The sequence below is a fragment of the Methylobacterium sp. Leaf469 genome, from assembly GCF_001424745.1.
In the GTDB taxonomy this organism is placed as follows: domain Bacteria; phylum Pseudomonadota; class Alphaproteobacteria; order Rhizobiales; family Beijerinckiaceae; genus Methylobacterium.
This window is the reverse complement of record NZ_LMRE01000002.1, coordinates 112290-137507: the sequence shown is the minus strand read 5'-3', so window position 1 is coordinate 137507 and position 25218 is coordinate 112290. Positions and strand designations below refer to the sequence as shown.

The following is a 25218-nucleotide window of genomic DNA, read 5'->3' as shown; positions in this document are numbered from 1 at the left end:
ACGATGGCCAAAGAGAAATTCGCTCGTACGAAGCCGCACTGCAACATTGGCACGATCGGTCACGTGGACCACGGCAAGACGTCGCTGACGGCGGCGATCACGAAGGTCCTGGCCGAGTCGGGCGGTGCGACGTTCACGGCCTACGACCAGATCGACAAGGCGCCGGAGGAGAAGGCCCGCGGCATCACCATCTCGACGGCGCACGTCGAGTACGAGACCGCCAACCGCCACTACGCCCACGTCGATTGCCCGGGCCACGCCGACTACGTGAAGAACATGATCACGGGTGCGGCGCAGATGGACGGCGCGATCCTGGTGGTGTCGGCCGCCGACGGCCCGATGCCGCAGACCCGCGAGCACATCCTGCTTGCCCGCCAGGTCGGTGTGCCGGCCCTGGTGGTGTTCCTCAACAAGGTCGACCTCGTCGACGACGAGGAGCTCCTCGAGCTCGTCGAGATGGAGGTGCGCGAGCTCCTCTCCAAGTACGACTTCCCCGGTGACGACATCCCGATCACCAAGGGTTCGGCCAAGGTGGCCCTCGACAACGGCGACAAGGCCGTCGGCCACGACGCCGTCATCGCCCTGATGAAGACCGTGGACGACTACATCCCGCAGCCGGAGCGTCCCATCGACAAGCCGTTCCTGATGCCCATCGAGGACGTGTTCTCGATCTCGGGCCGCGGGACGGTGGTGACGGGTCGCGTCGAGCGCGGCATCGTCAAGGTCGGCGAGACCGTGGAGATCGTGGGCATCCGCGACACCCAGACCACGACGGTCACGGGCGTCGAGATGTTCCGCAAGCTCCTCGACCAGGGCCAGGCCGGCGACAACGTCGGCGTGCTCCTGCGCGGCACCAAGCGCGAGGACGTCGAGCGCGGCCAGGTCGTGTGCAAGCCCGGCTCGGTCAAGCCCCACACCAAGTTCAAGGCCGAGGCCTACATCCTGACGAAGGAGGAGGGCGGCCGCCATACGCCGTTCTTCACCAACTACCGCCCGCAGTTCTACTTCCGCACCACGGACGTGACCGGCGTGTGCGTTCTCCCCGAGGGCACCGAGATGGTGATGCCCGGCGACAGCGTGACCATGGACGTCACCCTCATCGTGCCGGTGGCCATGGAAGAGAAGCTGCGCTTCGCCATCCGTGAAGGCGGCCGCACCGTCGGCGCAGGCGTCGTCGCCGCCATCAACGAGTAGTCTTCCGTCCCACGGTCACGTCTGCAGGGAACGACAGAGGGGCGGGTCCTCGCGCCCGCCCCGATATCGCCCCGCCAAGGTTTAGGTNCATCGTGCCGGTGGCCATGGAAGAGAAGCTGCGCTTCGCCATCCGTGAAGGCGGCCGCACCGTCGGCGCAGGCGTCGTCGCCGCCATCAACGAGTAGTCTTCCGTCCCACGGTCACGTCTGCAGGGAACGACAGAGGGGCGGGTCCTCGCGCCCGCCCCGATATCGCCCCGCCAAGGTTTAGGTCATGAACGGTCAGAATATTCGTATCCGCCTCAAGGCGTTCGATCATCGGATCCTCGATGCATCGACCCGCGAGATCGTCTCGACGGCCAAGCGCACCGGTGCCACCATCCGTGGTCCGATCCCGCTGCCGACGCATATCGAGAAGTTCACCGTCAACCGCTCGCCGCACATCGACAAGAAGTCGCGCGAGCAGTTCGAGATGCGCACCCACAAGCGCGTCCTCGATATCGTCGATCCGACGCCGCAGACCGTGGACGCGCTCATGAAGCTCGACCTCGCTGCCGGCGTGGACGTGGAGATCAAGCTCTAAGTCCCGCGGGGATTTAGAGCTTACCGTAAATCGCGCGAGGGGAGACACCTATGCGCTCAGGCGTCATTGCACAGAAGGTCGGCATGACCCGCATCTTTACGGATGCAGGCGAACATGTTCCGGTCACAGTGCTTAAAATCGATCAATGCCAGGTGGTTGCCCACCGTACCGTCGAGAAGAACGGTTACGTCGCCCTTCAGGTCGGCGTCGGCAAGGCCAAGGTGAAGAACGTGTCGGCTGCCGAGCGCGGCCGGTTCGCGGTCGCCAAGGTCGAGCCCAAGCAGAAGCTCGCCGAGTTCCGCGTGTCGGAAGACAAGCTGATCCCGGTCGGCGCCGAGATCACCGCCGACCATTTCATCCCGGGCCAGTTCGTCGACGTGACGGGCACCACCACGGGCAAGGGTTTCGCCGGTGGTATGAAGCGTTGGAACTTCGGTGGTCTGCGCGCGACCCACGGCGTGTCCGTGTCGCACCGCTCGATCGGTTCGACCGGTGGCCGTCAGGACCCCGGCAAGACCTTCAAGAACAAGAAGATGCCCGGTCACATGGGCGTCGATCGGGTGACCACCCAGAACCTGCGCGTCGTCCGCACGGACGTCGAGCGTGGCCTGATCCTGGTCGAGGGTGCGGTTCCCGGCGTCGCCGGCGGCTGGATCCAGATTCGCGACGCGGTGAAGCGCAAGCTCCCCGCGGACGTTCCGCAGCCTGGCAAGTTCCGTGAGCTCGGCGCTTCGCCCGTCTCCGACGCCCCGGCTCCCGAGGCTCCCGCTTCCGAGGAGAACGCGTGATGAAGCTCGATATCACCACCCTCGACGGCGCCGGAGCCGGCTCCGTCGAGCTCGACGAGACCATCTTCGGTCTCGAGCCCCGCGTGGACCTGCTCCAGCGCATGGTGCGCTGGCAGCTTGCCAAGCGTCAGGCCGGCACCCATGCGGTCAAGAACCGCTCGGACGTCAACCGGACCCGCAAGAAGCTGTACAAGCAGAAGGGCACCGGTAACGCTCGCCACGGCGCCGCCTCCGCTCCGCAGTTCCGCGGCGGTGGACGCGCCTTCGGTCCGGTCGTGCGCTCCCATGCCCACGACCTGCCCAAGAAGGTCCGCGCCCTGGCCCTCAAGCATGCCCTGTCGGCGAAGGTGAAGGATTCGACCCTCATCATCATCGACGACGTGAAGCTCGAGGACGGCAAGACCAAGAATCTCGCCGCCCGCTTCGAGAAGATGGGTCTGTCGAGCGCGCTGTTCATCAGCGGATCCGAGGTCGACGTGAACTTCGGTCGCGCCGCCCGGAACATCCCGATGATCGACGTGCTTCCGATCCAGGGCATCAACGTCTACGACATCCTGCGTCGCGACAAGCTCGTGCTGACGCGCGCAGCGATCGATGCGCTGGAGGCGCGTTTCAAATGAGTGCCGATCCGCGCCACTACGACATCATCGTCTCCCCGGTCATCACCGAGAAGGCGACGAACCTCACCGAACAGAACAAGGTCGTTTTCCGGGTTGCCCCGAAGGCGACGAAGCCGCAGATCAAGGAAGCGGTCGAGAAGCTGTTCGACGTCAAGGTGACGGGCGTGAACACGCTCGTGACCAAGGGCAAGAAGAAAATCTTCCGCGGGCTTCGCGGACAGCGTTCGGACGTGAAAAAAGCGATCGTGACCCTCGCCGAGGGTGAAACGATCGATGTCACGACCGGCCTCTGAGACAAGTCGGGTTAAGGATTACCACCGATGGCCTTGAAGACATTCAAACCGGTCACGCCGAGCCTTCGCCAGCTCGTGCTCGTCGACCGCCGTGAGCTCTACAAGGGCAAGCCGGTCAAGAAGCTCACCGAGGGCAAGTCGTCGTCCGGCGGCCGCAACAACCTCGGCCGCATCACCGTCCGCTTCCGTGGCGGCGGTCACAAGCGCACCCTGCGCAACGTCGACTTCAAGCGTCGCGTTCAGATGGGTGTGAGCGCCACCGTCGAGCGGATCGAGTACGATCCGAACCGCACGGCGTTCATCGCGCTGATCGCCTTCCCGGACGGCACGCAGAGCTACATCATCGCGCCCCAGCGTCTCTCGCCGGGTGACAAGGTGATCGCGGCCGAGCAGGTCGACATCAAGCCGGGTAATGCCGGCCCCGTCGGCAACATGCCGGTCGGCACCATCGTCCACAACGTCGAGCTGAAGATCGGCAAAGGCGGCGCGATCGCCCGCTCCGCTGGCAACTACGCTCAGATCGTCGGGCGCGACCAGGGCTACGTCACTCTGCGCCTGAACTCGGGCGAGCAGCGCCTGGTCCACGGTCAGTGCTTCGCCAGCGTCGGCGCGGTGTCGAACCCGGACCACATGAACATCTCGCTCGGCAAGGCGGGTCGTAACCGCTGGCTCGGCAGGCGCCCGCACGTTCGTGGTGTCGCCATGAACCCGGTCGATCACCCGCACGGCGGCGGTGAGGGACGCACGTCCGGCGGCCGTAACCCGGTCACGCCCTGGGGCGTTCCCACGAAGGGGAAGAAGACCCGCTCGAACAAGCGGACCGACGTCTTCATCCTGTCCAGCCGTCACAACCGCAAGAAGTAACCATCATGGCACGCTCGCTCTGGAAGGGGCCGTTCATCGACGGCTACCTCCTCAAGAAGGCTGAGACCGCGCGCGGATCCAGCCGCAACGAAGTCATCAAGATCTGGAGCCGCCGCTCCACGATCCTGCCGCAGTTCGTCGGGCTCACCTTCGGTGTGCACAACGGGCAGAAGCACATCCCGGTCTACGTGTCCGAGGAAATGGTCGGTCATAAGTTCGGTGAATTCTCGCCGACCCGTACCTTCCACGGTCACGCAGCCGACAAGAAGTCGAAGAGGCGCTGATCATGGGCAAGCCCGCCACTCCCCGCGCGCTCCCCGAGAACGAGGCTCAGGCCGTCGCGCGCATGCTGCGCGTCAGCCCCCAGAAGCTCAATCTCGTCGCGCAGCTCATTCGCGGCAAGAAGGTTGAGTCGGCCCTCGCCGATCTCGAATTCTCCCGCAAGCGGATCGCCCGCGAGGTCAAGAAGTGCCTCGAGAGCGCCATCGCCAACGCCGAGAACAACCACAATCTGGACGTCGATGATCTCGTCGTCGCCCAGGCGTTCGTCGGAAAGGCCCTCGTGCTCAAGCGCTTCCACGCTCGTGCCCGCGGCCGCGGCGCCCGCATCCTGAAGCCCTTCGCGAACCTCACCATCGTGGTGCGCGAAGTCCCGACCGCCGAAGCGGCGTGAGGAGGACCTGATGGGCCAGAAAGTCAATCCGATCGGTCTGCGGCTCGGTATCAACCGGACCTGGGACTCCCGCTGGTTCGCCCAGAAGGGTGAATACGCCAAGCTCATGCACGAGGACGTCGCGATCCGCGCCGCCCTCATGAAGCAGCTGAAGCAGGCTGCCGTCTCGAAGATCGTCATCGAGCGTCCGCACCGGAAATGCCGCGTCACCATCCACTCGGGTCGTCCGGGCGTGGTGATCGGTAAGAAGGGCGCGGACATCGAGAAGCTCCGCAAGCTCGTCGGCACCCTGACCAAGGCCGACGTGACGATCAACATCGTCGAGGTGCGCAAGCCCGAGATCGACGCCACCCTGGTGGCCGACTCGATCGCCCAGCAGCTCGAGCGCCGTGTCGCCTTCCGTCGCGCCATGAAGCGTGCCGTGCAGTCGGCCATGCGTCTCGGCGCCGAGGGCATCCGGATCAATTGCTCCGGTCGTCTCGGTGGTGCCGAGATCGCCCGTCAGGAATGGTACCGCGAGGGCCGCGTGCCCCTGCATACCCTCCGGGCCGATGTCGATTACGGTGTCGCCACCGCCTTCACGACCTACGGGACGTGCGGGATCAAGGTCTGGGTGTTCAAGGGCGAGATCCTCGAGCACGACCCGATGGCACAGGATAAGAAGGCGCAGGAAGAGGGTGGCCGTTCGGGCGGCCGTCGCGAGCGCGATGGCGAGGGTGGCCGCGAGCGCGGCCGGCGCGAGCACGCCTAACGGCGTGTTCGTGACCCCGTCGCCCTAGAAAGGTGTTGAGAGGCTGCCATGTTGCAACCCAAGAAGACCAGGTTCCGTAAGCAGTTCAAGGGTCGCATCCACGGTGCGGCCAAGGGCGGCTTCGACCTCAACTTCGGGACCTTCGGCCTGAAGGCCGTCGAGCCCGAGCGCATCACCGCGCGGCAGATCGAGGCGGCCCGCCGCGCGATCACCCGCGAGATGAAGCGTCAAGGCCGCGTCTGGATCCGGATCTTCCCGGATGTTCCGGTCACGGCCAAGCCCACCGAAGTCCGCATGGGCTCCGGTAAGGGTGCTCCCGAATTCTGGGCTGCCCGCGTGCATCCCGGTCGTATCATGTTCGAAGTCGACGGCGTGGCCGAGGACGTCGCGAAGGAGGCCCTGCGCCTCGGCGCGGCCAAACTCCCGATCCGCACGCGCGTCGTTCAGCGCATCGCTGACTGAGGGGAGGGGATCATGAAGTCGTCACAGAGACAGTCGGATCTCGCCGCCCTGTCGCCCGATCAGCTGAGCGATGAGCTGCTGAACCTGAAGAAGGAGCAGTTCAACCTGCGCTTCCAGGGTGCCACCGGCCAGCTCGAGAACGTCGCGCGGGTCCGCGAAGTCCGCCGCGATATCGCCCGCGTCCGTACACTTCAGCGTCAGAAGACGCTGAAGTCCGCGCAGGCTTGAGGAGTACACCATGCCGAAGCGCGTATTGCAGGGCGTCGTCGTCAGCGACAAGGGCGAGAAGACCGTCGTCGTGAAGGTGGAGCGTCGCTTCACCCATCCGGTGATGAAGAAGACCGTCCGTCGTTCGAAGAACTATCATGCCCACGACGAAGGCAACGTGGCCAAGGTCGGCCAGACCGTGTCGATCGAGGAATGCCGTCCGTTCTCGAAGACCAAGACTTGGCAGCTGATCTCCGGCGCCGCGTCCGAGGTTCCCGCCGCCGAGGCGTGACGTCGTCGTCAGGACCGACCAAAAACGGGCGCAGGTTTTTGCGCCCGTTTTTTTGTGCCCGGCGGAGAAAGGGTTCCGCACCGGGATGCTGAACGCCTGCGTCGTCCGCCCGACCGCGGAGATCCTCTCGGCCGTCCGAGACGGCGCCGGATCAGGGCGCCTCATATGGTTTCCGGCTGATCCGTTCGGTGACGCGGTGAAACGCGGGTCCTCGCACCTTCCAGGAGAGGGAGCCCGTCGCGCCCGCTCGATCCGAGGTGATCGGGCGGACACCGTATCAGGCGCCGTCGTAGCGGCCGCGGCCGGCTTCTCCCGCTGCGCCACCGTCGACCAATCGCTGGCCATGATGCTGCCGTAGGGCTCGACCGAATCGACGATGTCCGCGAGGCCATAGGTCGGGATCCGCGCCCGGACCGATACTGCGTCCTTGTAGGTGCCCGGTAGGCCGAACGCGGCTCGGACGCGATGCGACGAGCGAGCCGGGCGATGCGTTCGGCATCCGTGCAAACCCTCTCAGGGTCCGCGACGCAGAGTGGATCCTGTTCGGGAAGGTTGCTTCGGGTTCCTGGGCGTCCGGGTTCCGGCCACGGCATCGTGGATCGCCGGCGGGACGGTTTCTCGGGCGGTTCCTGCGACGGGCCTTGCACCGGCAAGCCGGCTGATGTATTGGGCATGCCTTCGCGACAGTTGAGAGGGGTGCTCGCACCTTTCGAACGCGGTGACCGCGCCGGTGTGAAAGCACCGATAGCGCGGTTCGTCATATGAGCCGGGGACATCAGATCCCCCTCAGGCGTCGTCCGCCGGACAATACCGTCCGCGTGCGGAAACCCGCCTGAAACAAAGAAAGGTCACTGCCCGTGATCCAGATGCAGACGAATCTGGACGTCGCCGACAACTCGGGTGCACGCCGTGTGATGTGCATCAAGGTTCTGGGCGGGTCGAAGCGTAAATACGCCGGTGTCGGCGACATCATCGTGGTCTCGGTCAAGGAAGCGATTCCTCGGGGTCGCGTGAAGAAGGGCGACGTCATGAAGGCCGTCGTCGTGCGCACCGCCAAGGAAGTGAAGCGTCCCGACGGTTCGGTGATCCGCTTCGACAAGAACGCCGCCGTTCTGATCAACAATCAGAAGGAGCCGATCGGCACCCGCATCTTCGGACCGGTGCCGCGCGAGCTTCGCGCCCGCAACCACATGAAGATCATCTCGCTCGCGCCGGAGGTGCTGTAATGGCCGCTAAGGTCAAGAAGGGCGACACGGTCGTCGTTCTCACCGGTCGTGACAAGGGTCGCTCCGGCGAGGTCACCCAGGTGCTCCCCAAGGAAGACCGCGCCTTCGTGCGTGGCATCAACCTGGTCAAGAAGCACCAGAAGCAGACGCAGAACCAGGAAGGCGGCATCGTCTCCAAGGAAGCTGCGATCCAGCTCTCGAATCTCGCGTTGCAGGACGCGAACGGCAAGCCGACTCGCGTGGGTTTCCGCATCCTCGAAGACGGCCGCAAGGTTCGCTTCGCCAAGACCACGGGGGACCAGATCGATGGCTGAGAAGAACATTGACGGGTACGTCCCGCGCCTGCGCAAGCATTACGACGAAGTCGTTCGTCAGAAGCTGATCGAAGAGTTCGGCTACGCCAACCCGATGCAGGTGCCGACGATCTCAAAGATCGTCATCAACATGGGTGTCGGCGAGTCCACCGCCGATTCGAAGAAGGCCTCCGTCGCCGCCGGCGATCTGGCCCTCATCGCCGGTCAGAAGCCGGTCATCACCAAGGCCCGCAAGGCCATCGCGACCTTCAAGGTCCGCGAGGGCATGCCCATCGGCTGCAAGGTCACCCTGCGCCGCCAGCGCATGTACGAGTTCATGGACCGCCTCGTCACCATCGCGCTTCCCCGCGTGCGTGACTTCCGCGGCCTGAACCCCCGCTCGTTCGACGGCAACGGCAACTACGCGCTCGGCCTCAAGGAGCACCTCGTGTTCCCGGAGATCTCGTACGACAAGGCCGAGGCCACCTGGGGCATGGACATCGTCATCCAGACGACGGCCCGCACCGATGCTGAGGCGCGTGCGCTCCTCACGCAGTTCCGATTCCCGTTCCGGCAGTGAGGCCTGCTTAGGTCTCATACGCGGACACCGGAGAGAGAAATGGCAAAGAAAAGCTCCATCGAGAAGAACAAGCACCGCGAAGCGCTGGTCAAGCTCTATGCTCCCAAGCGCAAAGCCCTGCTGGCGACGGCGAACGATCAGTCCCTCGAAATGGAGGAGCGCTTCGAGGCGCGCCTCAAGCTCGCGGAACTGCCCCGCAATTCGTCGCCCACCCGCGTCCGCAACCGTTGCGGCATCACCGGCCGTCCGCGTGCCTTCTATCGCAAGATGGGCATCTCGCGCATCGCGCTGCGCGAACTCGGCAACCAGGGTCTGATCCCCGGTCTCGTCAAGTCGAGCTGGTAAGGAGCAACCACCATGGTCAACGATCCCGTGGGTGATATGCTCACCCGCATCCGCAACGGTCAGCAGCGCCGCCGCAACGTCGTTCAGACGCCCGGTTCGCGCCTGCGTGCCAGCGTGCTCGACGTCCTCAAGTCCGAGGGCTACATCCGTGACTACGCGACCACGGATTACGGCAACGGCCGCACCGAGTTCGCCATCGAGCTGAAGTACTACGACGGCCAGCCCGTCATCCGCTCGATCCAGCGCGTATCGAAGCCCGGCCGCCGCGTCTACTCGTCGGTCGGCGAGCTGCCGCGTGTCGCCGACGGTCTCGGCGTCACCATCGTGTCCACCCCGCAGGGCGTCATGGCCGACCACGAGGCGCGCGAGCGCAACGTCGGCGGCGAAGTGCTCTGCAAGGTGTTCTGATCCTGGACTTGGAGGAATAAGGCGATGTCTCGCGTAGGCAAGAAGCCCGTTCCCGTCCCGTCCGGTGTGACGGCCACGGTGACCGGTCAGACGGTTAAGATGAAGGGCTCCAAGGGCGAGCTCCAGTACGTCGTTCCCAACGTGGTCGACGTGAAGTTCGAGGACGGCGCCGTCTCGGTGCAGCCCCGGAACCAGACCAAGGAGGCCCGCTCGCTGTGGGGCACCTCCCGTGCCCAGGTGGCGAACCTCGTCGAGGGCGTCTCCAAGGGCTTCGAGAAGAAGCTCGAGATCACCGGCGTGGGTTACCGCGCCGCGATGGCCGGCAAGGCACTCAAGCTCTCGCTCGGCTACAGCCACGACATCGAGTACGAGATCCCCGTCGGGATCACGATCGCGGTGCCGAAGCCCACCGAAATCGTCATCTCCGGCATCGACCGGCAGGTGGTCGGCCAGGTGGCAGCCGAGATCCGCGACTATCGCAGTCCCGAGCCCTACAAGGGCAAGGGCGTGAAGTACGCGGGTGAGTTCATCTTCCGCAAGGAAGGCAAGAAGAAGTAAGGGCCGGCCAACATGTCACGCAAAATCGATGCACTCGACCGCCGCAAGGCGCGTGTGCGCCGCGCGCTGCGGGCGGCGGCCAACGGACGGCCCCGGCTCTCGGTGTTCCGTTCTTCCAAGCAGATCTACGTCCAGGTCATCGACGACGCCGCGGGCAAGACCCTCGCGGCGGCGTCCAGCCTCGACAAGGATCTGCGGACCGGTCTGAAGACCGGTGCCGACGTCTCTGCCGCCCAGGCGGTGGGTAAGCTCGTCGCCGAGCGCGCCAAGGCAGCCGGCGTCACCCAGGTGATCTTCGATCGCTCGGGCTACCTCTATCACGGGCGCGTCAAGGCGCTCGCCGACGCCGCCCGCGAAGGCGGTCTCGAGTTCTAAGATTGGCGGAGGGGAGCGGTTTCGGCCGTTCCCCGTCCTGACGATTCAAGCGAGCGGGTCCGCCACCCGCGCCAGTGAGATGGAAGTGTAAGAATGGCACGTGAACGTGAAGGCGGGGGCCGCGGCCGCCGCGATGAGCGCGAGGAGCGCGACAGCGAGTTCGTGGACAAGCTCGTCCACATCAACCGCGTCGCCAAGGTCGTGAAGGGCGGACGTCGCTTCGGCTTCGCTGCCCTCGTCGTCGTCGGCGATCAGAAGGGCCGCGTCGGCTTCGGCCACGGCAAGGCCCGCGAAGTCCCCGAGGCGATCCGCAAGGCGACGGAAGCCGCCAAGCGCGGCCTCGTCCGCGTGGCCCTGCGTGAGGGCCGCACCCTGCACCACGACGTCCAGGGACGTCACGGTGCCGGCAAGGTCATCCTGCGCGCCGCTCCTCAGGGTACCGGCATCATCGCCGGCGGCCCGATGCGCGCCGTCTTCGAGACGCTGGGCATGCAGGACGTGGTGGCCAAAAGCCTCGGCTCCTCGAACCCCTACAACCTCGTGCGCGCCACCTTCGACGCCCTCAAGAACGAGGACAGCCCGCGCTCCGTCGCGGCCCGTCGCGGTCTCAAGGTGTCGGCGCTCCAGGCCCGCCGTCGTGACGCCGATCCGTCCGACTTGTCCGAAGCCGCAGTGGCTTGAGGGAGGGTCAGATGGCACAGAAGACCGTCCGTATCGAGCAGATCGGCTCGCCGATCCGCCGTGAGGGCGACCAGCGCGCGACGCTGATCGGCCTCAAGCTCAACAAGCTGCACCGGGTCTCCGAGCTGGAGGATACCCCCTCCGTGCGCGGCATGATCCGCAAGGTGCAGCACCTCGTGCGTGTCCTTGGCGACGCGGCCTGAGGGAGGGCATCATGAAACTGAATGAACTCCACGACAATCCCGGCGCAACCAAGAACCGGATGCGCGTCGGCCGGGGCATCGGCTCCGGCAAGGGCAAGACCGCTGGACGCGGCGTGAAGGGTCAGAAGGCCCGCACCGGCGTGTCCATCAAGGGCTTCGAGGGCGGCCAGATGCCGTTGCATCGTCGCTTGCCCAAGCGCGGCTTCAACAACCTGTACTCGACGGACCTGAACGAGGTGAACCTCGGCCGCGTCCAGCAGGCGTTGGATGCCGGTCGTCTCGAAGCCGGTGCGGTCGTCACCGTCGAGACCCTGATCGCCGCGGGCGTGTGCGCCCGTGCCCGTGACGGCGTCAAGCTCCTCGGCGTCGGCGAGCTGACCACGAAGGTCTCCTTCGAGGTGACCCGCGCGTCGAAGTCGGCCATCGAGGCCGTCGAAAAGAACGGCGGAACCGTCACCGTGACCTTCGGCGACGGCGTGTCCACCCGTGGCAAGCCCGCCCGCGTGGTTGCGTAGACTCGAGACCGACTTTAAGTCGAACCTCTGAGCGGCGGCCCGTGCGACCTCGCGCGTGGCCGCCGTTTCAGTTTATCGGGGAGCTGTTCGCTCCCGTGCGAATCGTGACTCAGGAACCGGTGCCATGGCCTCAGCCGCCGAGCAGCTTGCCGCGAACCTCAATTTCGGGGCCATCGCCAAGGCCGACGAGCTCAAGAAGCGGATCTGGTTCACCCTGGGTGCGCTGATCGTCTTCCGGCTCGGCACCTACATTCCGATTCCCGGCATCGATCCCGAGCAGTTCGCCCGGAACTTCCAGCAGCAGGCGGGCGGCGTGCTCGGGCTGTTCAACATGTTCTCCGGCGGTGCCGTCGAGCGCATGGCGATCTTCGCCCTCAACATCATGCCGTACATCTCGGCCTCCATCATCATTCAGCTGCTGACCTCGGTCGTTCCGACCCTGGAGGCGCTGAAGAAGGAAGGTGAGTCCGGCCGCAAGGTCATCAATCAGTACACCCGCTACCTCACGGTGGTGCTGGCCCTGGTCCAGAGCTGGGGCATCGCCTTCGGCCTCCAGAGTTCGAGCGCGGCCATCGAGCCGGGGCCCTTCTTCATCCTGTCCACGGTCATCACCCTGACGGGCGGCACGCTGTTCCTCATGTGGATCGGCGAGCAGATCACCTCGCGCGGCATCGGCAACGGCTCGTCGCTCATCATCTTCGCCGGCATCGTCGCCCACCTGCCGGTCGCCATCGTGGGTGCGCTGGAGCTGAGCCGCACCGGGGCGCTCTCCTCCGCCGTCATCCTGGGCATGGGTGTGGCTGCCATCGCCCTGGTCTACTTCATCGTGTTCATGGAGCGCGCCCAGCGTCGGCTCCTGATCAACTACCCCAAGCGCCAGGTCGGCAATAAGATGTACGAGGGCCAGACCTCGTTCCTGCCGCTGAAGCTCAACACCGCCGGCGTGATTCCGCCGATCTTCGCCTCGTCGCTCCTGCTGCTGCCCGCCACCGTGGCGAGCTTCTCGGCGAACAACGGCGGCACTGGCATCCTGGCGACGATCACGACCTATATCGGCCACGGCCGGCCGCTCTACATGGTGCTGTACGCCGCCCTGATCATCTTCTTCGCGTTCTTCTATACCGCGGTGGTGTTCAACCCCGAGGAGACGGCGGACAACCTGAAGAAGCACGGCGGCTTCATTCCCGGCATCCGGCCGGGCGAGCGTACCGCGGCCTTCATCGACAAGGTCCTCACGCGCATCACCCTCATCGGCGCCCTGTATTTGACCTTCGTCTGTCTGGTGCCCGAAATCCTGGCGTCGTACTCTTCGGCCAGCATCGGGTTCGGCGGCACGTCGCTCCTCATCGTCGTCTCGGTGACGATGGATACGGTGGCGCAGATCCACGGTCACCTGATGGCCCACCAATACGAAGGCCTCGTCAAGAAGGCCAAGCTGCGGGGCGCCACGCGGCGCCGCTGAGCACCCATCGGGCGAGCCTATCAGCGACGGCGTTCCCTTTTCGAGGGCGCCGCCCTTCAAGAAGAACGGACCTGAGGAAACGACGCCATGCGGATCATTCTGCTCGGACCGCCGGGAGCTGGTAAGGGAACGCAGTCGGCGCGCATCGTCGAGCGGTTCGGCATTCCGCAGCTCTCCACCGGGGATATGCTGCGGGCGGCGGTGGCCGCCGGTACGCCCGTGGGCCTCGAGGCCAAGGCGATCATGGAAAGCGGCGGGCTCGTTCCCGACGCCGTCGTCGTCGGTATCGTCGCCGACCGGATCGAGGAAGCGGACGCGCGCAACGGCTTCATCCTCGACGGTTTCCCCCGGACGGTCGCGCAGGCCGCCGCCCTCGACCGGATGCTCGAGAAGAAGAACCTCGCCCTCGACACCGTGGTCGAGTTCGCCGTGGACGAGGACGCCTTGATCGGACGCATCGCCAAGCGCGCCTCCGAGACCGCCGCCCGCGGCGAACCCGTACGCAAGGACGACACGCCCGAGGTGTTCAAGACGCGCTTCGAAGCCTATCGCGAGCTCACCGCGCCGCTCTCCGCCTATTACGCCAGCCTCGGTATGCTGGAGACCCTCGACGGCATGAAACCGGTCGACGAGGTCACCGGGGATCTCATGGCGACCCTGGAGCGCCATGTCGAAACGACGGCGTCCTGAGTCGAAACGACGGCGTCCTGAGCGGCTGGATTTGTTACCATCGAGTTGACAGGGGGACCGGCCCGCGCTAGTGGGCCGGTCTTCGTTCACACGGATTGGGTCCGGGCCGCCTCGCCAGAGGTTGCCGCGGGCCGCTTTGTCGTTCTGGACGGTACGCAGGGGCCGGTCTCCACCGGACGCGTATCACGATAACCCGGGCCGGACCGATTGGGTCCGCTGCCCAGATGGAGAAGACCTTGGCTCGTATCGCTGGCGTTAACATCCCGACCAACAAGCGCGTCGTCATCGCGCTTCAGTACATCCACGGCATCGGTTCGAAGAAGGCGGAAGAGATCACGGAGAAGGTCGGCATCCCGGCCGAGCGCCGTGTGAACCAGCTCACCGACGCCGAGGTTCTGTCGATCCGCGAGACCATCGATCGCGATTATCTCGTCGAGGGCGACCTGCGCCGCGAAGTCTCGATGAACATCAAGCGCCTGATGGATCTGGGCTGCTACCGTGGCCTGCGCCACCGCCGCAACCTGCCCGTCCGCGGCCAGCGCACGCACACCAACGCCCGCACCCGCAAGGGCAAGTCCAAGCCCATCGCCGGCAAGAAGAAGTAAGCATTCGCATTTCGGGAGGCCGTGGTTCGCTCGGCCTCCCGAACGTCGATCCGGGTACCCCTCACGGAGGCCCGGTGTGTCGGTACGGTCTTCCACGCCCGCGCCGCCACCTCCCAGAGAATCCCGAGCGCCTGGTATGACGGGCGCGTTTGAAGGACGAGAACCAAGATGGCCAAGGAAACAACCCGCGTTCGTCGCCGCGAACGCAAGAACATCGTCTCGGGCGTCGCGCATGTGAACGCGTCGTTCAACAACACGATGATCACCATCACCGACGCCCAGGGCAACACCATCTCGTGGTCGTCCGCTGGCGCCATGGGCTTCAAGGGCTCGCGCAAGTCGACCCCGTATGCGGCCCAGGTCGCCGCCGAGGACGCGGCCCGCAAGGCCGCCGAACACGGCATGCGCACCCTCGAAGTCGAGGTTTCCGGTCCCGGCTCCGGCCGTGAATCCGCCCTGCGCGCGCTTCAGGCCGCCGGCTTCACCGTGACCTCCATCCGCGACGTCACGTCGATCCCGCACAACGGCTGCCGCCCCCGCAAGCGTCGGCGCGTCTAAGACTGACGAAAACCGGCCGGGCCGGTCCGAAAGGACTCCGCCCCGGCCGGCATTTTAGGTGTGTGACGGAGACGTGCGTGTCGAACGGTTCGAGTCCGCTTCCCGGTGTCCTGCGGTGGACCTTGGGTGATCTCACGGTCACGGTTCTGAATGACGGCTACCTGCCCGGGTCGCTCGACCTCGTCGTCGGGATCGATACGGATGAGGCCGGCTCGCTTCAGGCGGCCGGCTTTCGCGCGCGCGATCCTCGCATCACCCTCAACGCGTTTCTCATCACCGGGCCGGGCCGGGCGCCGATCCTCATCGATACGGGCATGGGTCGATTCGGGGGCGATACCCTCGGGCGTGTCCCGGCGGCTCTGGCCGCCGCGGGTGTCCGGGCCGAGGATGTCGGCACGGTGCTGCTCACCCACCTGCACCCCGACCATGCCGGCGGTCTCGTCACCGCCGATGGCTCGGCGACGTTCGTCAATGCAGAACTCGTCGTGCACGCCGACGAGTCGGCGCACTGGCTCGACGAGGGTGCCCTGTCCCGTGCGCCGGAAGGGGCCAAGCCCTATTTCGAGAACGCCGCCAAGGCGACATCCCCTTACGCGGGTCGGCTGCGGACCGTGACCGGGGGCGAGGTCGCGCCCGGGATCACCATGGTCCCGTTGCCCGGCCACACGCCGGGTCATTCCGGCTATCGGATCGTGTCGGGCGACCACGCACTCCTGATGTGGGCCGACATCGTCCACCTGCCGGCGATCCAGTTCAAGCGTCCGGACGCCGGGATGGTGTTCGACGTCGACGTGGATGCAGCGCGCCAGGTGCGCCGCCGCATCCTCGACGAGGTCGCCACCGACCGGACCTTCATCGCCGGCGCCCATCTCGAATTCCCGGCCCTGGGCTACGTCGCCCGGGACGGGGCCGCTTACAGCTTCGTCCCCGAACTCTGGGTCGCGGCACACTGAATCCGTTCGCTGCGAAAGCGGCGAGCGCCATCCTTTTCAAGGGGTTTCGGCGCTGAGGCGCAGCATCGAAACCCGAGCGTGGACCGCCCGTGTGGGCCGCGCCGATCGTCGCGAGAGGTAGCATCGTGGTCATTCAGAAGAACTGGCAAGAGCTCATCAAGCCGAACAAGCTCCAGGTCTCGACCGGTCACGACCCCAAGCGGGTCGCCACCGTCGTGGCCGAGCCGCTCGAGCGTGGTTTCGGCACGACGCTGGGCAACTCGCTCCGCCGCGTGCTGCTGTCCTCGCTTCAGGGCGCGGCCGTGACCTCGGTGCAGATCGACGGCGTGCTGCATGAGTTCTCGTCGATCCCCGGCGTGCGCGAGGATGTCACCGACATCGTCCTCAACATCAAGACCATCGCCATCCGCTCGCAGACCGAGGCGCCCAAGCGCCTGACCCTGCGCAAGACCGGCCCCGGCCTCGTCACCGCCGGCGACATCGGCACGGTCGGCGACGTCCAGATCCTCAACCCCGACCTCGTCATCTGCACCCTCGACGACGGCGCCGAGATCCGGATGGAGTTCACCGTCGCCACCGGCAAGGGCTACGTCCCGGCCGAGCGCAACCGTCCCGAGGACGCACCCATCGGGCTGATCCCCGTGGACGCCCTGTTCTCGCCCGTGACCAAGGTCAGCTACCGCATCGAGACCACCCGCGAGGGCCAGGATCTCGACAAGGACAAGCTGACGATGACCATCGAGACCAACGGCGCGGTGACGCCCGAGGACGCGCTGGCCTACGCCGCACGCATCATCCAGGACCAGCTCCAGGTGTTCGTGAACTTCGAGGAGCCCCGCAAGGAAGAGGCGCAGCCGCTCGCGCCGCAGCTCCCCTTCAACCCGGCCCTGCTCAAGAAAGTCGACGAGCTCGAGCTGTCGGTCCGTTCGGCGAACTGCCTGAAGAACGACAACATCGTCTACATCGGCGACCTGATCCAGAAGTCGGAGGGCGAGATGCTGCGCACCCCGAACTTCGGCCGCAAGTCGCTCAACGAGATCAAGGAAGTGCTCGCCGCCATGGGCCTCCACCTCGGCATGGACATCCCCGGCTGGCCGCCGGAAAACATCGAAGATCTCGCCAAGCGCTTCGAAGAGCATTATTAGGGCGAGCCGCCCCGGCCGGGACTTTCTGGCGCGTCTCGGCGCCGTTTGTTTGGCCAATCCATCGGGGGTTCGCGGAGATGCGAACTCCCAAAAGAATCCCGCCGCGGGGTCATGCGGAATGAACAGCCCCGCTCATGGGGCGCTTGGCCGTACCGTGGCACGGCGGCCATCACATAAGGACCAGCCATCATGCGTCATGGATTTCGCGGTCGTCGCTTCAACCGCACCACCGAGCACCGCAAAGCGATGTTCGCCAACATGTCCGCCGCGCTGATCAAGCACGAGCAGATCATCACCACTTTGCCCAAGGCGAAGGATCTGCGTCCGGTCATCGAGAAGCTGATCACGCTCGGCAAGACCGACTCGCTGCACGCGCGCCGCCTCGCCATGTCGCAGATCCGCGACCACGACATGGTCCGCAAGCTCTTCGCCGTCATCGGCCCGCGCTACAACGCCCGTCCGGGCGGCTACTGCCGCATCATGAAGGCCGGCTTCCGCTACGGCGACAACGCTCCGCTCGCCGTCATCGAGTTCGTCGATCGCGACGTCGAAGCCCGCGGCAAGGATTCCGGTCCGGCCCAGGTCGTCGACGCGGCGTAAGTCGCCGGCCTTCGGGTTGGCTTGAGAGCTTTCTAAGCTGAGGAAACGAGAAAAGGCGGCCTTTCGGGCCGCCTTTTTCTTTTCTCGGACGTACCGCGCGCTACCATCACGCCTGTAACCGATCGCAACACAGGTTCCGTCATGCGCGCGTCTATCAGGATACTCTTATGTTTCACCCTGTGCATGGCCACCGGTGCACAGGCGGCGAAGTTGACCATGGACGACAAGGTCGCCCGCTGGCCGCGCGCGACGACGGACGAGAAGATCGATTTCGCCACCCGCATGGGCAAGGCGTTCACGAGCCTTTCGCCGGATCTCGACCGCAACTACTTCATCAAGTGCCTGGAGGAGACGGCGAACATCGGCAACCCGCGCGACATCAAGCTCGAAGAGGCGGTGAAGATGTGCGTCGCCGTCAACAAGCCGCCGTCGGAGCCGGAGTAAGCGCCGCGCGTCGCATCGTGTCCAACCCGCCGCCCTGCCACGCTGCGGCAGAGCGGCGGCGTCAGACCATCCGCAGGCGCGGGCCGCGGCGGACGAAGCCGACGATGTCCTTCACCGCGTCGAGGGTCGGGGCCGCGATGGCCTCGGCGCGCTCGGCCCCGTCGGCCAGGACCGCGTCGATCTCGGCCGGATCGGAGACCAGACGCTTCATCTCGGACCCCAGCGGCGCCAGGGTCTCCACCGCGAGTTCGACCAGCGCGCCCTTGAACTGGGAGAACTGGGCGCCGCCGTAATCGCGCAGCACATCCTCCCGCGACACGTCCTTGAGGGCGGCGAAGATGCCCACGAGGTTGTCGGCCTCGGGCCGCCCGGCGAGCCCCGCCACTTCGGAGGGGAGGGCGTCCGGGTCGGTCTTCGCCTTGCGCACCTTGGCGGCGATGGAATCGGCGTCGTCCGTGAGGTTGATGCGCGAATTGTCGGAGGCGTCCGACTTCGACATCTTCTTCGTTCCGTCGCGCAGGCTCATGACGCGGGCGGCCGGCCCGCCGATGAGCGGCTCGGTGACGGGAAAGAAGCCTTCGCCCGCATCGTGGCCATGGGCCGAGATCGACTCCGAAAAGTCGTTGTTGAACTTCTGCGCGATGTCGCGGGTGAGTTCGAGGTGCTGCTTCTGGTCCTCGCCCACGGGCACGTGGGTGGCGCGGTAGGCCAGGATGTCGGCGGCCATGAGCACCGGGTAGGCGTAGAGCCCGATCGATGCGTTCTCGCGGTCCTTGCCGGCCTTGTCCTTGAACTGGGTCATGCGGTTGAGCCAGCCGAGCCGCGCGACGCAGTTGAAGATCCACGCGAGCTCGGCGTGCTGGGGCACCTGCGACTGGTTGAAGACAATGCTCCGCTTCGGGTCGATGCCGGCGGCGAGGAACGCTGCGGTGACCTCGCGGATCTGCCCCTTCAGGGCGGCCGGATCCTGCCACAGGGTGATCGCGTGCATGTCGACGACGCAGTAGAGGCACTGCGCGTCGCGCGCCTGCATCTCCACGAAGCGCTTGATGGCGCCGAGATAGTTGCCGAGATGCAGGTTCCCCGTGGGCTGGACGCCCGAGAACACAAGCTCCTTGAACGCGGTCATCGCGCGGGGTCCTTCACGTGCCGTCCTGTCGGAAGGGCGCCGTCGTGCGAGGACGCCAAGGGGCGGTTTCTGAACGCCGCGTCGGGGCCGGTCAAGCGGCCGTCGTCTTGCCCTGCCGTGCCTGCCCCGTGGGGCAGAGATCGAGGAGGACGCAACGCCCGCAGGCCGGACTCCGGTGGTGGCAGACCGCCTGACCGTGCAGCATCAGGATCTCGTGGTTGTCGTAGAGGTCCTGGGCGCTCCAATCGGCCGGCAGCTGCGCCCGTAGGATCGGGTGCGACGGGCCGACATCGATCGCCGCGCCGATCAGGCCCGTGCGCTGGGCGACGCGGTGATGGTGGCTGTCCACCGGGAGCGCCGGCATCCGCAGGATGCTGAACGACAGCACGGCGGCACTGGTCTTCGGGCCGATTCCGGGAATCGCTTCGAGCCAAGCGCGCGCCGCGTCGACACCCATCTCCGCCAGGAAGTCGAGGGACAGGGCACCGTGCCGCTCCTGTACGGCGCGCAGGATGGCCTGGATGCGCGGAGCCTTGAGTTCGGGCCAGGTCACGCCGGCGATGGTCGCCTCGATCTCGGACACGGGGGCCGCCAGCATCGCGGCCCAGTCGGGGTAGCGCGCCCGCAGCGCCTTGAAGGCCCGGCCCGAATCGGCGTTCCGGGTCCGATGCGACAGGAGTGACGAGACGAGCTCGCTCAGCGGGTCGAGGCTGTGGAAGTAGGGGATCGGGCACGCGTAGACCGGGCACAGGCGCCGGTGGATCTCCAAGGCCTTCTCGCCCAGGCCCGGATCGGCCGGGAGGTCCGTGGAGCGGCGTCGCGAGGGGCGGGGGCCGGCGAGGTCGTGTCCGGATGCGATGGTCATGAAGCGGGAATCGCCGAGGATTCGGACCGGTTCCAGGCTGTGACGAAAGCTCCGGGTTTGTCAGGCCCAGGCTTGCGCGGCCCGGCACGGCATGTAACCTTGCCCTCGTCAGCAATGGCGATACGGGAGAGCCCAGGTCGAAGCACTTCGTGTGCGAAGCATTTCGATCATGGCGCCGACGGAGCAACCACCCCCGGAAACTCTCAGGCACAATCACCGTATCGTTTCGACAATCTGGAGAGAGGCGCCTGACGGCGTCCACCGAAGGAGAAATCCCGCGTCGCGCCGTCCGCGCACGGGAGAAGCTCTCAGGTAACCGCGACAGATGGGGGCAACCGGACCACTCGACCGAGGGTCCGGAACCGTTCTGTCGTGGGAATTCCGATGCCGTTCGACGCCCTCCGCACGCCGCTCCACGCCCTGCATCTGCGCCACGGCGCCCGGATGGTGCCGTTCGCCGGCTATGCCATGCCGGTGCAGTACCCGGACGGCCTCCTCAAGGAACACCTGCACACGCGCGCCCACGCCGGGCTGTTCGACGTGTCGCATATGGGACAGATCCAGATCATCCCCCGATCGGGCAGTCTCACGGATGTGGCCCGCGCCCTCGAAGCCCTGCTGCCCATCGACGTGCTCGGGCTGCGTCCCGGCCGCCAGCGCTACGGCCTCCTGCTCGACGAATCCGGCGGCATTCGCGACGACCTGATGGTCGCCCAGTGCGGTGACAGCCTCCTCCTCGTCGTGAACGCGGCGAACAAGGTCGCCGACGAGGCGTATCTGCGCGCCCATCTCACCGGCATCTGCGAGATCGCGGTGCTGCCCCGCGCCCTCCTCGCCCTGCAGGGACCGGGGGCGGAGGCCGCCCTGGCACGCCTCGCCCCCGAGGTCGCGGCCCTGCGGTTCATGGATGTCCGGGCCGTCGATCTCGCCGGTACGTCCGCCCTCGTCACCCGCTCGGGCTACACCGGCGAGGACGGGTTCGAACTCTCCGTGCCCGAGGACCGGGCCGAGGCCCTCGCCGAGGCCCTGCTCGCCGACGGGACCGTCCGGCCCATCGGGCTCGGCGCCCGCGATTCCCTGCGCCTCGAAGCCGGTCTGTGCCTGCACGGGGCGGACATCGACGCCGGCACCGACCCCGTCGAGGCCGGCCTCGGTTGGGCGATCCCCGCCGTGCGCCGGAGGGGCGGCGCGCGGGAGGGGGGCTTTCCCGGTGCGGCGCGCATCCTCGCGGCCCTCGCCGACGGTCCGTCGCGCAAGCGCGTCGGCCTGCGCACCGAGGGCGCCGCGCCCGTGCGGGCCGGCGCTCCCCTGTTCGCCGGAGAGGTGGCGGGCGACGCCATCGGGCACGTCACCTCCGGTGGCTTCGGGCCGAGCCTGCAGGCCCCCGTCGCCATGGGCTACCTGCCGGCCGCGCTGACCCGGCCCGGCACCCGCGTCTTCGCCGAGGTGCGCGGCCGGCGTCTGCCCATGGTGGTGAACGGCCTGCCCTTCGTTCCGGCCGGCTTCAAGCGCGCCTGACCCCCCGCGCCTGAACCCCAGACTCGTCCCGAGCCCCGACTTCCCGACCTGTCCCCAGGAGTGACCCATGCTGCGATTCACCGACGAGCACGAATGGCTGGCCCGCGAGGGCGATGTCGCCACGGTGGGCATCACCACCCATGCGGCCGAGCAGCTCGGCGACCTTGTGTTCATCGAACTGCCGAAGGTCGGCGCCCGCCTGGTGAAGGGCGAGGCGGCGGCGGTGGTGGAATCCGTCAAGGCGGCGTCCGACGTCTACGCGCCCGTCTCGGGCGAGGTCACGGAGGTCAACGAGGCGGCGGTCGCCGATCCGTCGAGCGTCGGCAGCGATCCGCAGGGAGCCGGCTGGCTCTACCGCATCCGCCTCGACGACCCCGCCGCCCTCGACGATCTGATGGACGAGGCCGCCTACGCGGCCTTCCCGAAGTAGCGGCCACTCCTTCAAACCTCCGAGGTCCCGCCATGAACAACGACCGCTACGACCCCTACGATTTCGCCAATCGCCGCCACATCGGCCCGACGACGCACGAGATCGAGGCCATGCTCGCCGTGGTGGGGGCCGAGACCCTGCACGCTCTCGTGGACGAGACCCTGCCGGCCAGTATCCGCCAGGCCGAGCGCCTCGATTTCGGGGTGTCGATGACCGAGCGCCGGGTGCTCGAGCACATGCGCGGCATCGCCGACAAGAACCGGCTCCTCGTCTCGCTCATCGGGCAGGGCTATCACGGCACGACGATGCCGCCGGTGATCCAGCGCAACATCTTCGAGAACCCGGCCTGGTACACGGCCTACTCGCCCTACCAGCCGGAGATCAGCCAGGGACGCCTCGAAGCGCTCCTGAACTTCCAGACCCTGGTCTGCGACCTCACCGGCCTCGACATCGCCAACGCCTCGCTCCTCGACGAGGCCACGGCGGCGGCCGAGGCCATGGGCATGGCCGCCCGCATCGCCACCAACGGGCAGACCGCGTTCTTCGTCGATGCCGAGTGCCTGCCCCAGACCATCGCGGTGCTGCGGACCCGCGCCGCGCCGCTGGGCTGGAGCATCGTGGTCGGCGATCCGGCGACCGACCTCGATCCGGCAGCGGTGTTCGGGGCGATCTTTCAGTATCCCGGCGTCTGCGGCGCCATCCAGGACTTTTCGGACGCCATCGCCCGCCTGCACGCGGCCGGCGCCGTGGCGGTGATGGCCGCAGACCCCCTGGCGCTCACGCTCCTGAAGCCCCCCGGCGAGATGGGCGCCGACATCGCGGTGGGCTCGATGCAGCGCTACGGCGTGCCCATGGGCTATGGCGGCCCGCACGCCGCCTACCTCGCCACCCGCGACGCCCACAAGCGCACCCTGCCGGGGCGCCTCGTCGGCGTCTCGGTGGATGCGCGCGGCAACCGCGCCTATCGCCTCGCCCTCCAGACCCGCGAGCAGCACATCCGCCGCGAGAAGGCGACCTCGAACATCTGCACCGCACAGGTGCTGCTCGCGGTCATCGCCGGCATGTACGCCGTGTTCCACGGCCCCCGCGGCCTGAAGGCCATCGCGGCCCGGGTCCACCGCGACGCCGTGCGGGTGGCGCAGGGGCTGGAGAGCCTGGGCTTCGCGATGGAATCCAAGACGTTCTTCGACACGGTCACCGTGCGGGTCGGCGCGTTCCAGGGCCTGATCCTGGCGAATGCGGTGGCCAACGGCATCAACCTGCGCAAGGTCGGCACCGACCGCATCGGCATCACCGTCGACGAGCGGACCCGCCCCGACATCGTCCAGGCCGTGTGGCGCGCCTTCGGCGGCGACCACCTCGCCTACGACGAGGCCTGGCCCGACCCGCGCCTGCCGGACGGGTCGATCCGCACCTCCCAATACCTCACCCACCCGATCTTCCACATGAACCGGGCCGAGAGCGAGATGACGCGCTACATGCGCCGCCTCAGCGACCGGGATCTCGCCCTCGACCGGGCCATGATCCCGCTCGGCTCCTGCACCATGAAGCTCAACGCCACCGCCGAGATGCTGCCGATCTCCTGGCCGGAGTTTTCCGAGATCCACCCCTTCGTGCCGGCGGATCAGGCCGCCGGCTATCACGAACTCCTGGCCGACTTCTCGCAAAAACTCTGCGCCATCACCGGCTACGACGCGATCTCGATGCAGCCGAATTCCGGCGCGCAGGGCGAGTATGCGGGGCTGCTCGCCATCCGCGCCTATCACCTGTCGCGGGGGGACGGACACCGCACCGTATGCCTCATCCCGTCCTCGGCCCACGGCACCAACCCGGCCTCGGCGCAGATGTGCGGCATGAGCGTCGTGGTGGTGGGCGCGGACGCCAAGGGCAACATCGACGTGGAGGATTTCCGCAGGAAGGCGGAGCTCCATTCCGAAAAACTCGCGGCCTGCATGATCACCTATCCGTCGACCCACGGGGTGTTCGAGGCGCGCGTGCGCGAACTCTGCGCCATCGTGCATTTCCACGGGGGCCAGGTGTACCTCGACGGGGCCAACCTCAACGCCATGGTGGGCCTCGCGCGCCCCGGCGACATCGGCGCCGACGTCAGCCACCTCAACCTGCACAAGACCTTCTGCATCCCGCATGGCGGCGGCGGCCCCGGCATGGGCCCCATCGGCGTCAAGACGCACCTCGTGCCGTTCCTGCCGGGGCATCCCGAGACCGGCGGGGAGGGGACGGTGTCGGCGGCCCCCTACGGCTCGGCCTCGATCCTGCCGATCTCGTGGAGCTACTGCCTGCTCATGGGCGGGCGCGGCCTGACGCAGGCCACCCGCATCGCCATCCTCAACGCGAACTACATCGCCGCCCGGCTCGGCGACGCCTACCCGGTGCTCTATTCCGGCGCGCACGGCCGCGTGGCGCACGAGTGCATCATCGACCTGCGCCCGTTCCAGAAGAGCGCCGGCGTCACCGTCGAGGACGTCGCCAAGCGCCTCATCGATTGCGGCTTCCACCCGCCGACCATGAGCTGGCCCGTGGCCGGCACCCTGATGATCGAGCCCACGGAATCCGAGACCAAGGGCGAGATCGACCGCTTCTGCGATGCCATGCTGGCGATCCGCGAGGAGATCCGCGCCATCGAGGAGGGCCGGATCGACCGGGCCGACAACCCCCTCAAGCACGCCCCCCACACGGTGCGGGACCTCATCGGCCCGTGGGAGCGGCCCTATTCCCGCGAAGCCGCGTGCTTTCCCACCGGCAGCCTCGGGATGGACAAGTACTGGCCGCCCATCAACCGGGTCGACAACGCCTTTGGCGACCGCAACCTCGTGTGCTCGTGCCCACCGGTGGAGGCGTACGGCGAGGCGGCGGAGTAGGGCCGTCGTCCGTCTCGTGGGTCGCGGAGG

The 25218-nt window shown here is 66.9% G+C and carries 36 protein-coding genes and 1 riboswitch; of the genes, 34 read left to right on the top strand and 2 right to left on the bottom strand.

Going from position 1 to position 25218, the window contains the following annotated elements; translation table 11 throughout:
- Window positions 1-3: 3 nt before the first annotated feature.
- From tuf to ASG60_RS04380, 31 genes are all read left to right on the top strand, one after another.
- Window positions 4-1194: an elongation factor Tu gene (gene tuf / locus ASG60_RS04525; protein ID WP_056171356.1), complete on the top strand. Its 1191-nt coding sequence runs from the start codon at window positions 4-6 to the stop codon at window positions 1192-1194.
- Window positions 1195-1286: 92 nt separating this feature from the next.
- On the top strand, window positions 1287-1379 hold the full coding sequence (locus ASG60_RS23705) for a hypothetical protein (RefSeq protein WP_082515272.1): 93 nt from the start codon (window positions 1287-1289) through the stop codon (window positions 1377-1379).
- 88 nt (window positions 1380-1467) lie between these two features.
- Window positions 1468-1776, top strand: a complete 309-nt coding sequence (rpsJ, locus tag ASG60_RS04520) for a 30S ribosomal protein S10 (protein WP_018044230.1) — start codon at window positions 1468-1470, stop codon at window positions 1774-1776.
- Between the two features lie 50 nt (window positions 1777-1826).
- Window positions 1827-2564, top strand: a complete 738-nt coding sequence (gene rplC, locus ASG60_RS04515; RefSeq protein WP_056171354.1) for a 50S ribosomal protein L3 — start codon at window positions 1827-1829, stop codon at window positions 2562-2564.
- On the top strand, window positions 2564-3184 hold the full coding sequence (rplD, locus tag ASG60_RS04510) for a 50S ribosomal protein L4 (RefSeq protein WP_056304900.1): 621 nt from the start codon (window positions 2564-2566) through the stop codon (window positions 3182-3184). Before rplC ends, rplD begins: the two co-directional genes overlap by 1 nt.
- Entirely contained in the window at window positions 3181-3477 is a 297-nt protein-coding gene (locus ASG60_RS04505) for a 50S ribosomal protein L23 (protein ID WP_056091577.1), read from the top strand. The genes rplD and ASG60_RS04505 overlap by 4 nt, the downstream gene beginning before the upstream one ends.
- A 27-nt stretch (window positions 3478-3504) precedes the next feature.
- Entirely contained in the window at window positions 3505-4341 is an 837-nt protein-coding gene (gene rplB / locus ASG60_RS04500; RefSeq protein ID WP_056171350.1) for a 50S ribosomal protein L2, read from the top strand.
- A 5-nt stretch (window positions 4342-4346) separates the two neighbouring features.
- Window positions 4347-4625, top strand: a complete 279-nt coding sequence (gene rpsS, locus ASG60_RS04495) for a 30S ribosomal protein S19 (protein WP_056091583.1) — start codon at window positions 4347-4349, stop codon at window positions 4623-4625.
- 2 nt (window positions 4626-4627) lie between these two features.
- Window positions 4628-5014, top strand: a complete 387-nt coding sequence (gene rplV, locus ASG60_RS04490; protein ID WP_056384348.1) for a 50S ribosomal protein L22 — start codon at window positions 4628-4630, stop codon at window positions 5012-5014.
- A 10-nt stretch (window positions 5015-5024) separates the two neighbouring features.
- Window positions 5025-5765, top strand: a complete 741-nt coding sequence (gene rpsC / locus ASG60_RS04485) for a 30S ribosomal protein S3 (RefSeq protein ID WP_055949284.1) — start codon at window positions 5025-5027, stop codon at window positions 5763-5765.
- Window positions 5766-5813: 48 nt separating this feature from the next.
- Window positions 5814-6227 carry a 50S ribosomal protein L16 gene (gene rplP / locus ASG60_RS04480; RefSeq protein WP_055949287.1) on the top strand — a complete coding sequence of 138 codons (414 nt, stop codon included), beginning with the start codon at window positions 5814-5816 and terminating at the stop codon, window positions 6225-6227.
- Window positions 6228-6239: 12 nt separating this feature from the next.
- A complete protein-coding gene (gene rpmC, locus ASG60_RS04475) occupies window positions 6240-6455 on the top strand; it encodes a 50S ribosomal protein L29 (RefSeq protein ID WP_056171348.1) in 216 nt (71 codons plus the stop codon).
- A 10-nt stretch (window positions 6456-6465) separates the two neighbouring features.
- The gene (gene rpsQ, locus ASG60_RS04470; protein ID WP_056171346.1) at window positions 6466-6726 is read left to right on the top strand and encodes a 30S ribosomal protein S17; all 261 of its coding nucleotides are present in this window, start codon (window positions 6466-6468) and stop codon (window positions 6724-6726) included.
- Between the two features lie 857 nt (window positions 6727-7583).
- Complete coding sequence (rplN, locus tag ASG60_RS04465; RefSeq protein WP_055949294.1) at window positions 7584-7952, top strand: 50S ribosomal protein L14; 369 nt, start codon at window positions 7584-7586, stop codon at window positions 7950-7952.
- Entirely contained in the window at window positions 7952-8266 is a 315-nt protein-coding gene (gene rplX / locus ASG60_RS04460) for a 50S ribosomal protein L24 (protein WP_056091601.1), read from the top strand. The genes rplN and rplX overlap by 1 nt, the downstream gene beginning before the upstream one ends.
- A complete protein-coding gene (gene rplE, locus ASG60_RS04455) occupies window positions 8259-8825 on the top strand; it encodes a 50S ribosomal protein L5 (protein WP_056171342.1) in 567 nt (188 codons plus the stop codon). The genes rplX and rplE overlap by 8 nt, the downstream gene beginning before the upstream one ends.
- A gap of 39 nt (window positions 8826-8864) precedes the next feature.
- Entirely contained in the window at window positions 8865-9170 is a 306-nt protein-coding gene (rpsN, locus tag ASG60_RS04450; protein WP_056171340.1) for a 30S ribosomal protein S14, read from the top strand.
- Between the two features lie 12 nt (window positions 9171-9182).
- Window positions 9183-9578 (top strand): 30S ribosomal protein S8, encoded by a 396-nt coding sequence (rpsH, locus tag ASG60_RS04445; RefSeq protein WP_055881679.1) that lies wholly within the window; start codon window positions 9183-9185, stop codon window positions 9576-9578.
- A 24-nt stretch (window positions 9579-9602) separates the two neighbouring features.
- Window positions 9603-10136, top strand: a complete 534-nt coding sequence (gene rplF / locus ASG60_RS04440) for a 50S ribosomal protein L6 (protein WP_056171338.1) — start codon at window positions 9603-9605, stop codon at window positions 10134-10136.
- 12 nt (window positions 10137-10148) lie between these two features.
- Window positions 10149-10511, top strand: a complete 363-nt coding sequence (gene rplR, locus ASG60_RS04435) for a 50S ribosomal protein L18 (RefSeq protein WP_056171336.1) — start codon at window positions 10149-10151, stop codon at window positions 10509-10511.
- A gap of 93 nt (window positions 10512-10604) precedes the next feature.
- Window positions 10605-11192, top strand: coding sequence for a 30S ribosomal protein S5 (gene rpsE / locus ASG60_RS04430; RefSeq protein WP_056171334.1), 588 nt, complete (start codon window positions 10605-10607; stop codon window positions 11190-11192).
- A gap of 11 nt (window positions 11193-11203) precedes the next feature.
- Entirely contained in the window at window positions 11204-11395 is a 192-nt protein-coding gene (gene rpmD / locus ASG60_RS04425; protein ID WP_056091618.1) for a 50S ribosomal protein L30, read from the top strand.
- Between the two features lie 11 nt (window positions 11396-11406).
- The gene (gene rplO / locus ASG60_RS04420) at window positions 11407-11910 is read left to right on the top strand and encodes a 50S ribosomal protein L15 (RefSeq protein ID WP_056171333.1); all 504 of its coding nucleotides are present in this window, start codon (window positions 11407-11409) and stop codon (window positions 11908-11910) included.
- Window positions 11911-12034: 124 nt separating this feature from the next.
- On the top strand, window positions 12035-13372 hold the full coding sequence (secY, locus tag ASG60_RS04415) for a preprotein translocase subunit SecY (protein ID WP_056265540.1): 1338 nt from the start codon (window positions 12035-12037) through the stop codon (window positions 13370-13372).
- An 87-nt stretch (window positions 13373-13459) separates the two neighbouring features.
- Window positions 13460-14062, top strand: coding sequence for an adenylate kinase (locus ASG60_RS04410; protein WP_056171329.1), 603 nt, complete (start codon window positions 13460-13462; stop codon window positions 14060-14062).
- A gap of 236 nt (window positions 14063-14298) precedes the next feature.
- A complete protein-coding gene (gene rpsM / locus ASG60_RS04405; protein ID WP_056171364.1) occupies window positions 14299-14667 on the top strand; it encodes a 30S ribosomal protein S13 in 369 nt (122 codons plus the stop codon).
- 168 nt (window positions 14668-14835) lie between these two features.
- Window positions 14836-15225 carry a 30S ribosomal protein S11 gene (gene rpsK / locus ASG60_RS04400; protein WP_056171326.1) on the top strand — a complete coding sequence of 130 codons (390 nt, stop codon included), beginning with the start codon at window positions 14836-14838 and terminating at the stop codon, window positions 15223-15225.
- Window positions 15226-15302: 77 nt separating this feature from the next.
- A complete protein-coding gene (locus ASG60_RS04395; protein WP_056384357.1) occupies window positions 15303-16178 on the top strand; it encodes an MBL fold metallo-hydrolase in 876 nt (291 codons plus the stop codon).
- Between the two features lie 125 nt (window positions 16179-16303).
- The gene (locus ASG60_RS04390; RefSeq protein ID WP_056171359.1) at window positions 16304-17323 is read left to right on the top strand and encodes a DNA-directed RNA polymerase subunit alpha; all 1020 of its coding nucleotides are present in this window, start codon (window positions 16304-16306) and stop codon (window positions 17321-17323) included.
- A 189-nt stretch (window positions 17324-17512) separates the two neighbouring features.
- Window positions 17513-17923 carry a 50S ribosomal protein L17 gene (rplQ, locus tag ASG60_RS04385; RefSeq protein ID WP_056091639.1) on the top strand — a complete coding sequence of 137 codons (411 nt, stop codon included), beginning with the start codon at window positions 17513-17515 and terminating at the stop codon, window positions 17921-17923.
- A gap of 216 nt (window positions 17924-18139) precedes the next feature.
- Entirely contained in the window at window positions 18140-18367 is a 228-nt protein-coding gene (locus tag ASG60_RS04380; RefSeq protein ID WP_056171322.1) for a hypothetical protein, read from the top strand.
- A 61-nt stretch (window positions 18368-18428) separates the two neighbouring features.
- Here the strand turns inward: ASG60_RS04380 and trpS are convergent, their stop codons facing one another.
- Both trpS and ASG60_RS04370 read right to left on the bottom strand, forming a co-directional pair.
- Window positions 18429-19496: a tryptophan--tRNA ligase gene (gene trpS / locus ASG60_RS04375; RefSeq protein WP_056171320.1), complete on the bottom strand. Its 1068-nt coding sequence runs from the start codon at window positions 19494-19496 to the stop codon at window positions 18429-18431.
- 91 nt (window positions 19497-19587) lie between these two features.
- Window positions 19588-20361, bottom strand: a complete 774-nt coding sequence (locus ASG60_RS04370) for a Fe-S cluster assembly protein HesB (protein ID WP_056171318.1) — start codon at window positions 20359-20361, stop codon at window positions 19588-19590.
- 224 nt (window positions 20362-20585) lie between these two features.
- Window positions 20586-20696: riboswitch (glycine riboswitch) on the top strand.
- Between the two features lie 49 nt (window positions 20697-20745).
- Here ASG60_RS04370 and gcvT point away from each other — a divergent pair.
- The 3 genes from gcvT (at window position 20746) to gcvP (ending at window position 25188) form a co-directional block, all read left to right on the top strand.
- Entirely contained in the window at window positions 20746-21879 is a 1134-nt protein-coding gene (gene gcvT / locus ASG60_RS04365) for a glycine cleavage system aminomethyltransferase GcvT (RefSeq protein WP_056384347.1), read from the top strand.
- Window positions 21880-21946: 67 nt separating this feature from the next.
- A complete protein-coding gene (gene gcvH / locus ASG60_RS04360; protein WP_056171313.1) occupies window positions 21947-22309 on the top strand; it encodes a glycine cleavage system protein GcvH in 363 nt (120 codons plus the stop codon).
- 32 nt (window positions 22310-22341) lie between these two features.
- Complete coding sequence (gene gcvP / locus ASG60_RS04355) at window positions 22342-25188, top strand: aminomethyl-transferring glycine dehydrogenase (protein ID WP_056384346.1); 2847 nt, start codon at window positions 22342-22344, stop codon at window positions 25186-25188.
- Window positions 25189-25218: the final 30 nt, after the last annotated feature.

Coding starts and splice junctions, on each gene's coding strand:
- tuf (WP_056171356.1), top strand. CDS start 4: ATGGCCAAAGAGAAATTCGCTCGTACGAAGCCGCACTGCAACATTGGC.
- rpsJ (WP_018044230.1), top strand. CDS start 1,468: ATGAACGGTCAGAATATTCGTATCCGCCTCAAGGCGTTCGATCATCGG.
- rplC (WP_056171354.1), top strand. CDS start 1,827: ATGCGCTCAGGCGTCATTGCACAGAAGGTCGGCATGACCCGCATCTTT.
- rplD (WP_056304900.1), top strand. CDS start 2,564: ATGAAGCTCGATATCACCACCCTCGACGGCGCCGGAGCCGGCTCCGTC.
- ASG60_RS04505 (WP_056091577.1), top strand. CDS start 3,181: ATGAGTGCCGATCCGCGCCACTACGACATCATCGTCTCCCCGGTCATC.
- rplB (WP_056171350.1), top strand. CDS start 3,505: ATGGCCTTGAAGACATTCAAACCGGTCACGCCGAGCCTTCGCCAGCTC.
- rpsS (WP_056091583.1), top strand. CDS start 4,347: ATGGCACGCTCGCTCTGGAAGGGGCCGTTCATCGACGGCTACCTCCTC.
- rplV (WP_056384348.1), top strand. CDS start 4,628: ATGGGCAAGCCCGCCACTCCCCGCGCGCTCCCCGAGAACGAGGCTCAG.
- rpsC (WP_055949284.1), top strand. CDS start 5,025: ATGGGCCAGAAAGTCAATCCGATCGGTCTGCGGCTCGGTATCAACCGG.
- rplP (WP_055949287.1), top strand. CDS start 5,814: ATGTTGCAACCCAAGAAGACCAGGTTCCGTAAGCAGTTCAAGGGTCGC.
- rpmC (WP_056171348.1), top strand. CDS start 6,240: ATGAAGTCGTCACAGAGACAGTCGGATCTCGCCGCCCTGTCGCCCGAT.
- rpsQ (WP_056171346.1), top strand. CDS start 6,466: ATGCCGAAGCGCGTATTGCAGGGCGTCGTCGTCAGCGACAAGGGCGAG.
- rplX (WP_056091601.1), top strand. CDS start 7,952: ATGGCCGCTAAGGTCAAGAAGGGCGACACGGTCGTCGTTCTCACCGGT.
- rplE (WP_056171342.1), top strand. CDS start 8,259: ATGGCTGAGAAGAACATTGACGGGTACGTCCCGCGCCTGCGCAAGCAT.
- rpsN (WP_056171340.1), top strand. CDS start 8,865: ATGGCAAAGAAAAGCTCCATCGAGAAGAACAAGCACCGCGAAGCGCTG.
- rpsH (WP_055881679.1), top strand. CDS start 9,183: ATGGTCAACGATCCCGTGGGTGATATGCTCACCCGCATCCGCAACGGT.
- rplF (WP_056171338.1), top strand. CDS start 9,603: ATGTCTCGCGTAGGCAAGAAGCCCGTTCCCGTCCCGTCCGGTGTGACG.
- rplR (WP_056171336.1), top strand. CDS start 10,149: ATGTCACGCAAAATCGATGCACTCGACCGCCGCAAGGCGCGTGTGCGC.
- rpsE (WP_056171334.1), top strand. CDS start 10,605: ATGGCACGTGAACGTGAAGGCGGGGGCCGCGGCCGCCGCGATGAGCGC.
- rpmD (WP_056091618.1), top strand. CDS start 11,204: ATGGCACAGAAGACCGTCCGTATCGAGCAGATCGGCTCGCCGATCCGC.
- rplO (WP_056171333.1), top strand. CDS start 11,407: ATGAAACTGAATGAACTCCACGACAATCCCGGCGCAACCAAGAACCGG.
- secY (WP_056265540.1), top strand. CDS start 12,035: ATGGCCTCAGCCGCCGAGCAGCTTGCCGCGAACCTCAATTTCGGGGCC.
- ASG60_RS04410 (WP_056171329.1), top strand. CDS start 13,460: ATGCGGATCATTCTGCTCGGACCGCCGGGAGCTGGTAAGGGAACGCAG.
- rpsK (WP_056171326.1), top strand. CDS start 14,836: ATGGCCAAGGAAACAACCCGCGTTCGTCGCCGCGAACGCAAGAACATC.
- rplQ (WP_056091639.1), top strand. CDS start 17,513: ATGCGTCATGGATTTCGCGGTCGTCGCTTCAACCGCACCACCGAGCAC.
- ASG60_RS04380 (WP_056171322.1), top strand. CDS start 18,140: ATGGACGACAAGGTCGCCCGCTGGCCGCGCGCGACGACGGACGAGAAG.
- trpS (WP_056171320.1), bottom strand. CDS start 19,496: ATGACCGCGTTCAAGGAGCTTGTGTTCTCGGGCGTCCAGCCCACGGGG.
- ASG60_RS04370 (WP_056171318.1), bottom strand. CDS start 20,361: ATGACCATCGCATCCGGACACGACCTCGCCGGCCCCCGCCCCTCGCGA.
- gcvT (WP_056384347.1), top strand. CDS start 20,746: ATGCCGTTCGACGCCCTCCGCACGCCGCTCCACGCCCTGCATCTGCGC.
- gcvH (WP_056171313.1), top strand. CDS start 21,947: ATGCTGCGATTCACCGACGAGCACGAATGGCTGGCCCGCGAGGGCGAT.
- gcvP (WP_056384346.1), top strand. CDS start 22,342: ATGAACAACGACCGCTACGACCCCTACGATTTCGCCAATCGCCGCCAC.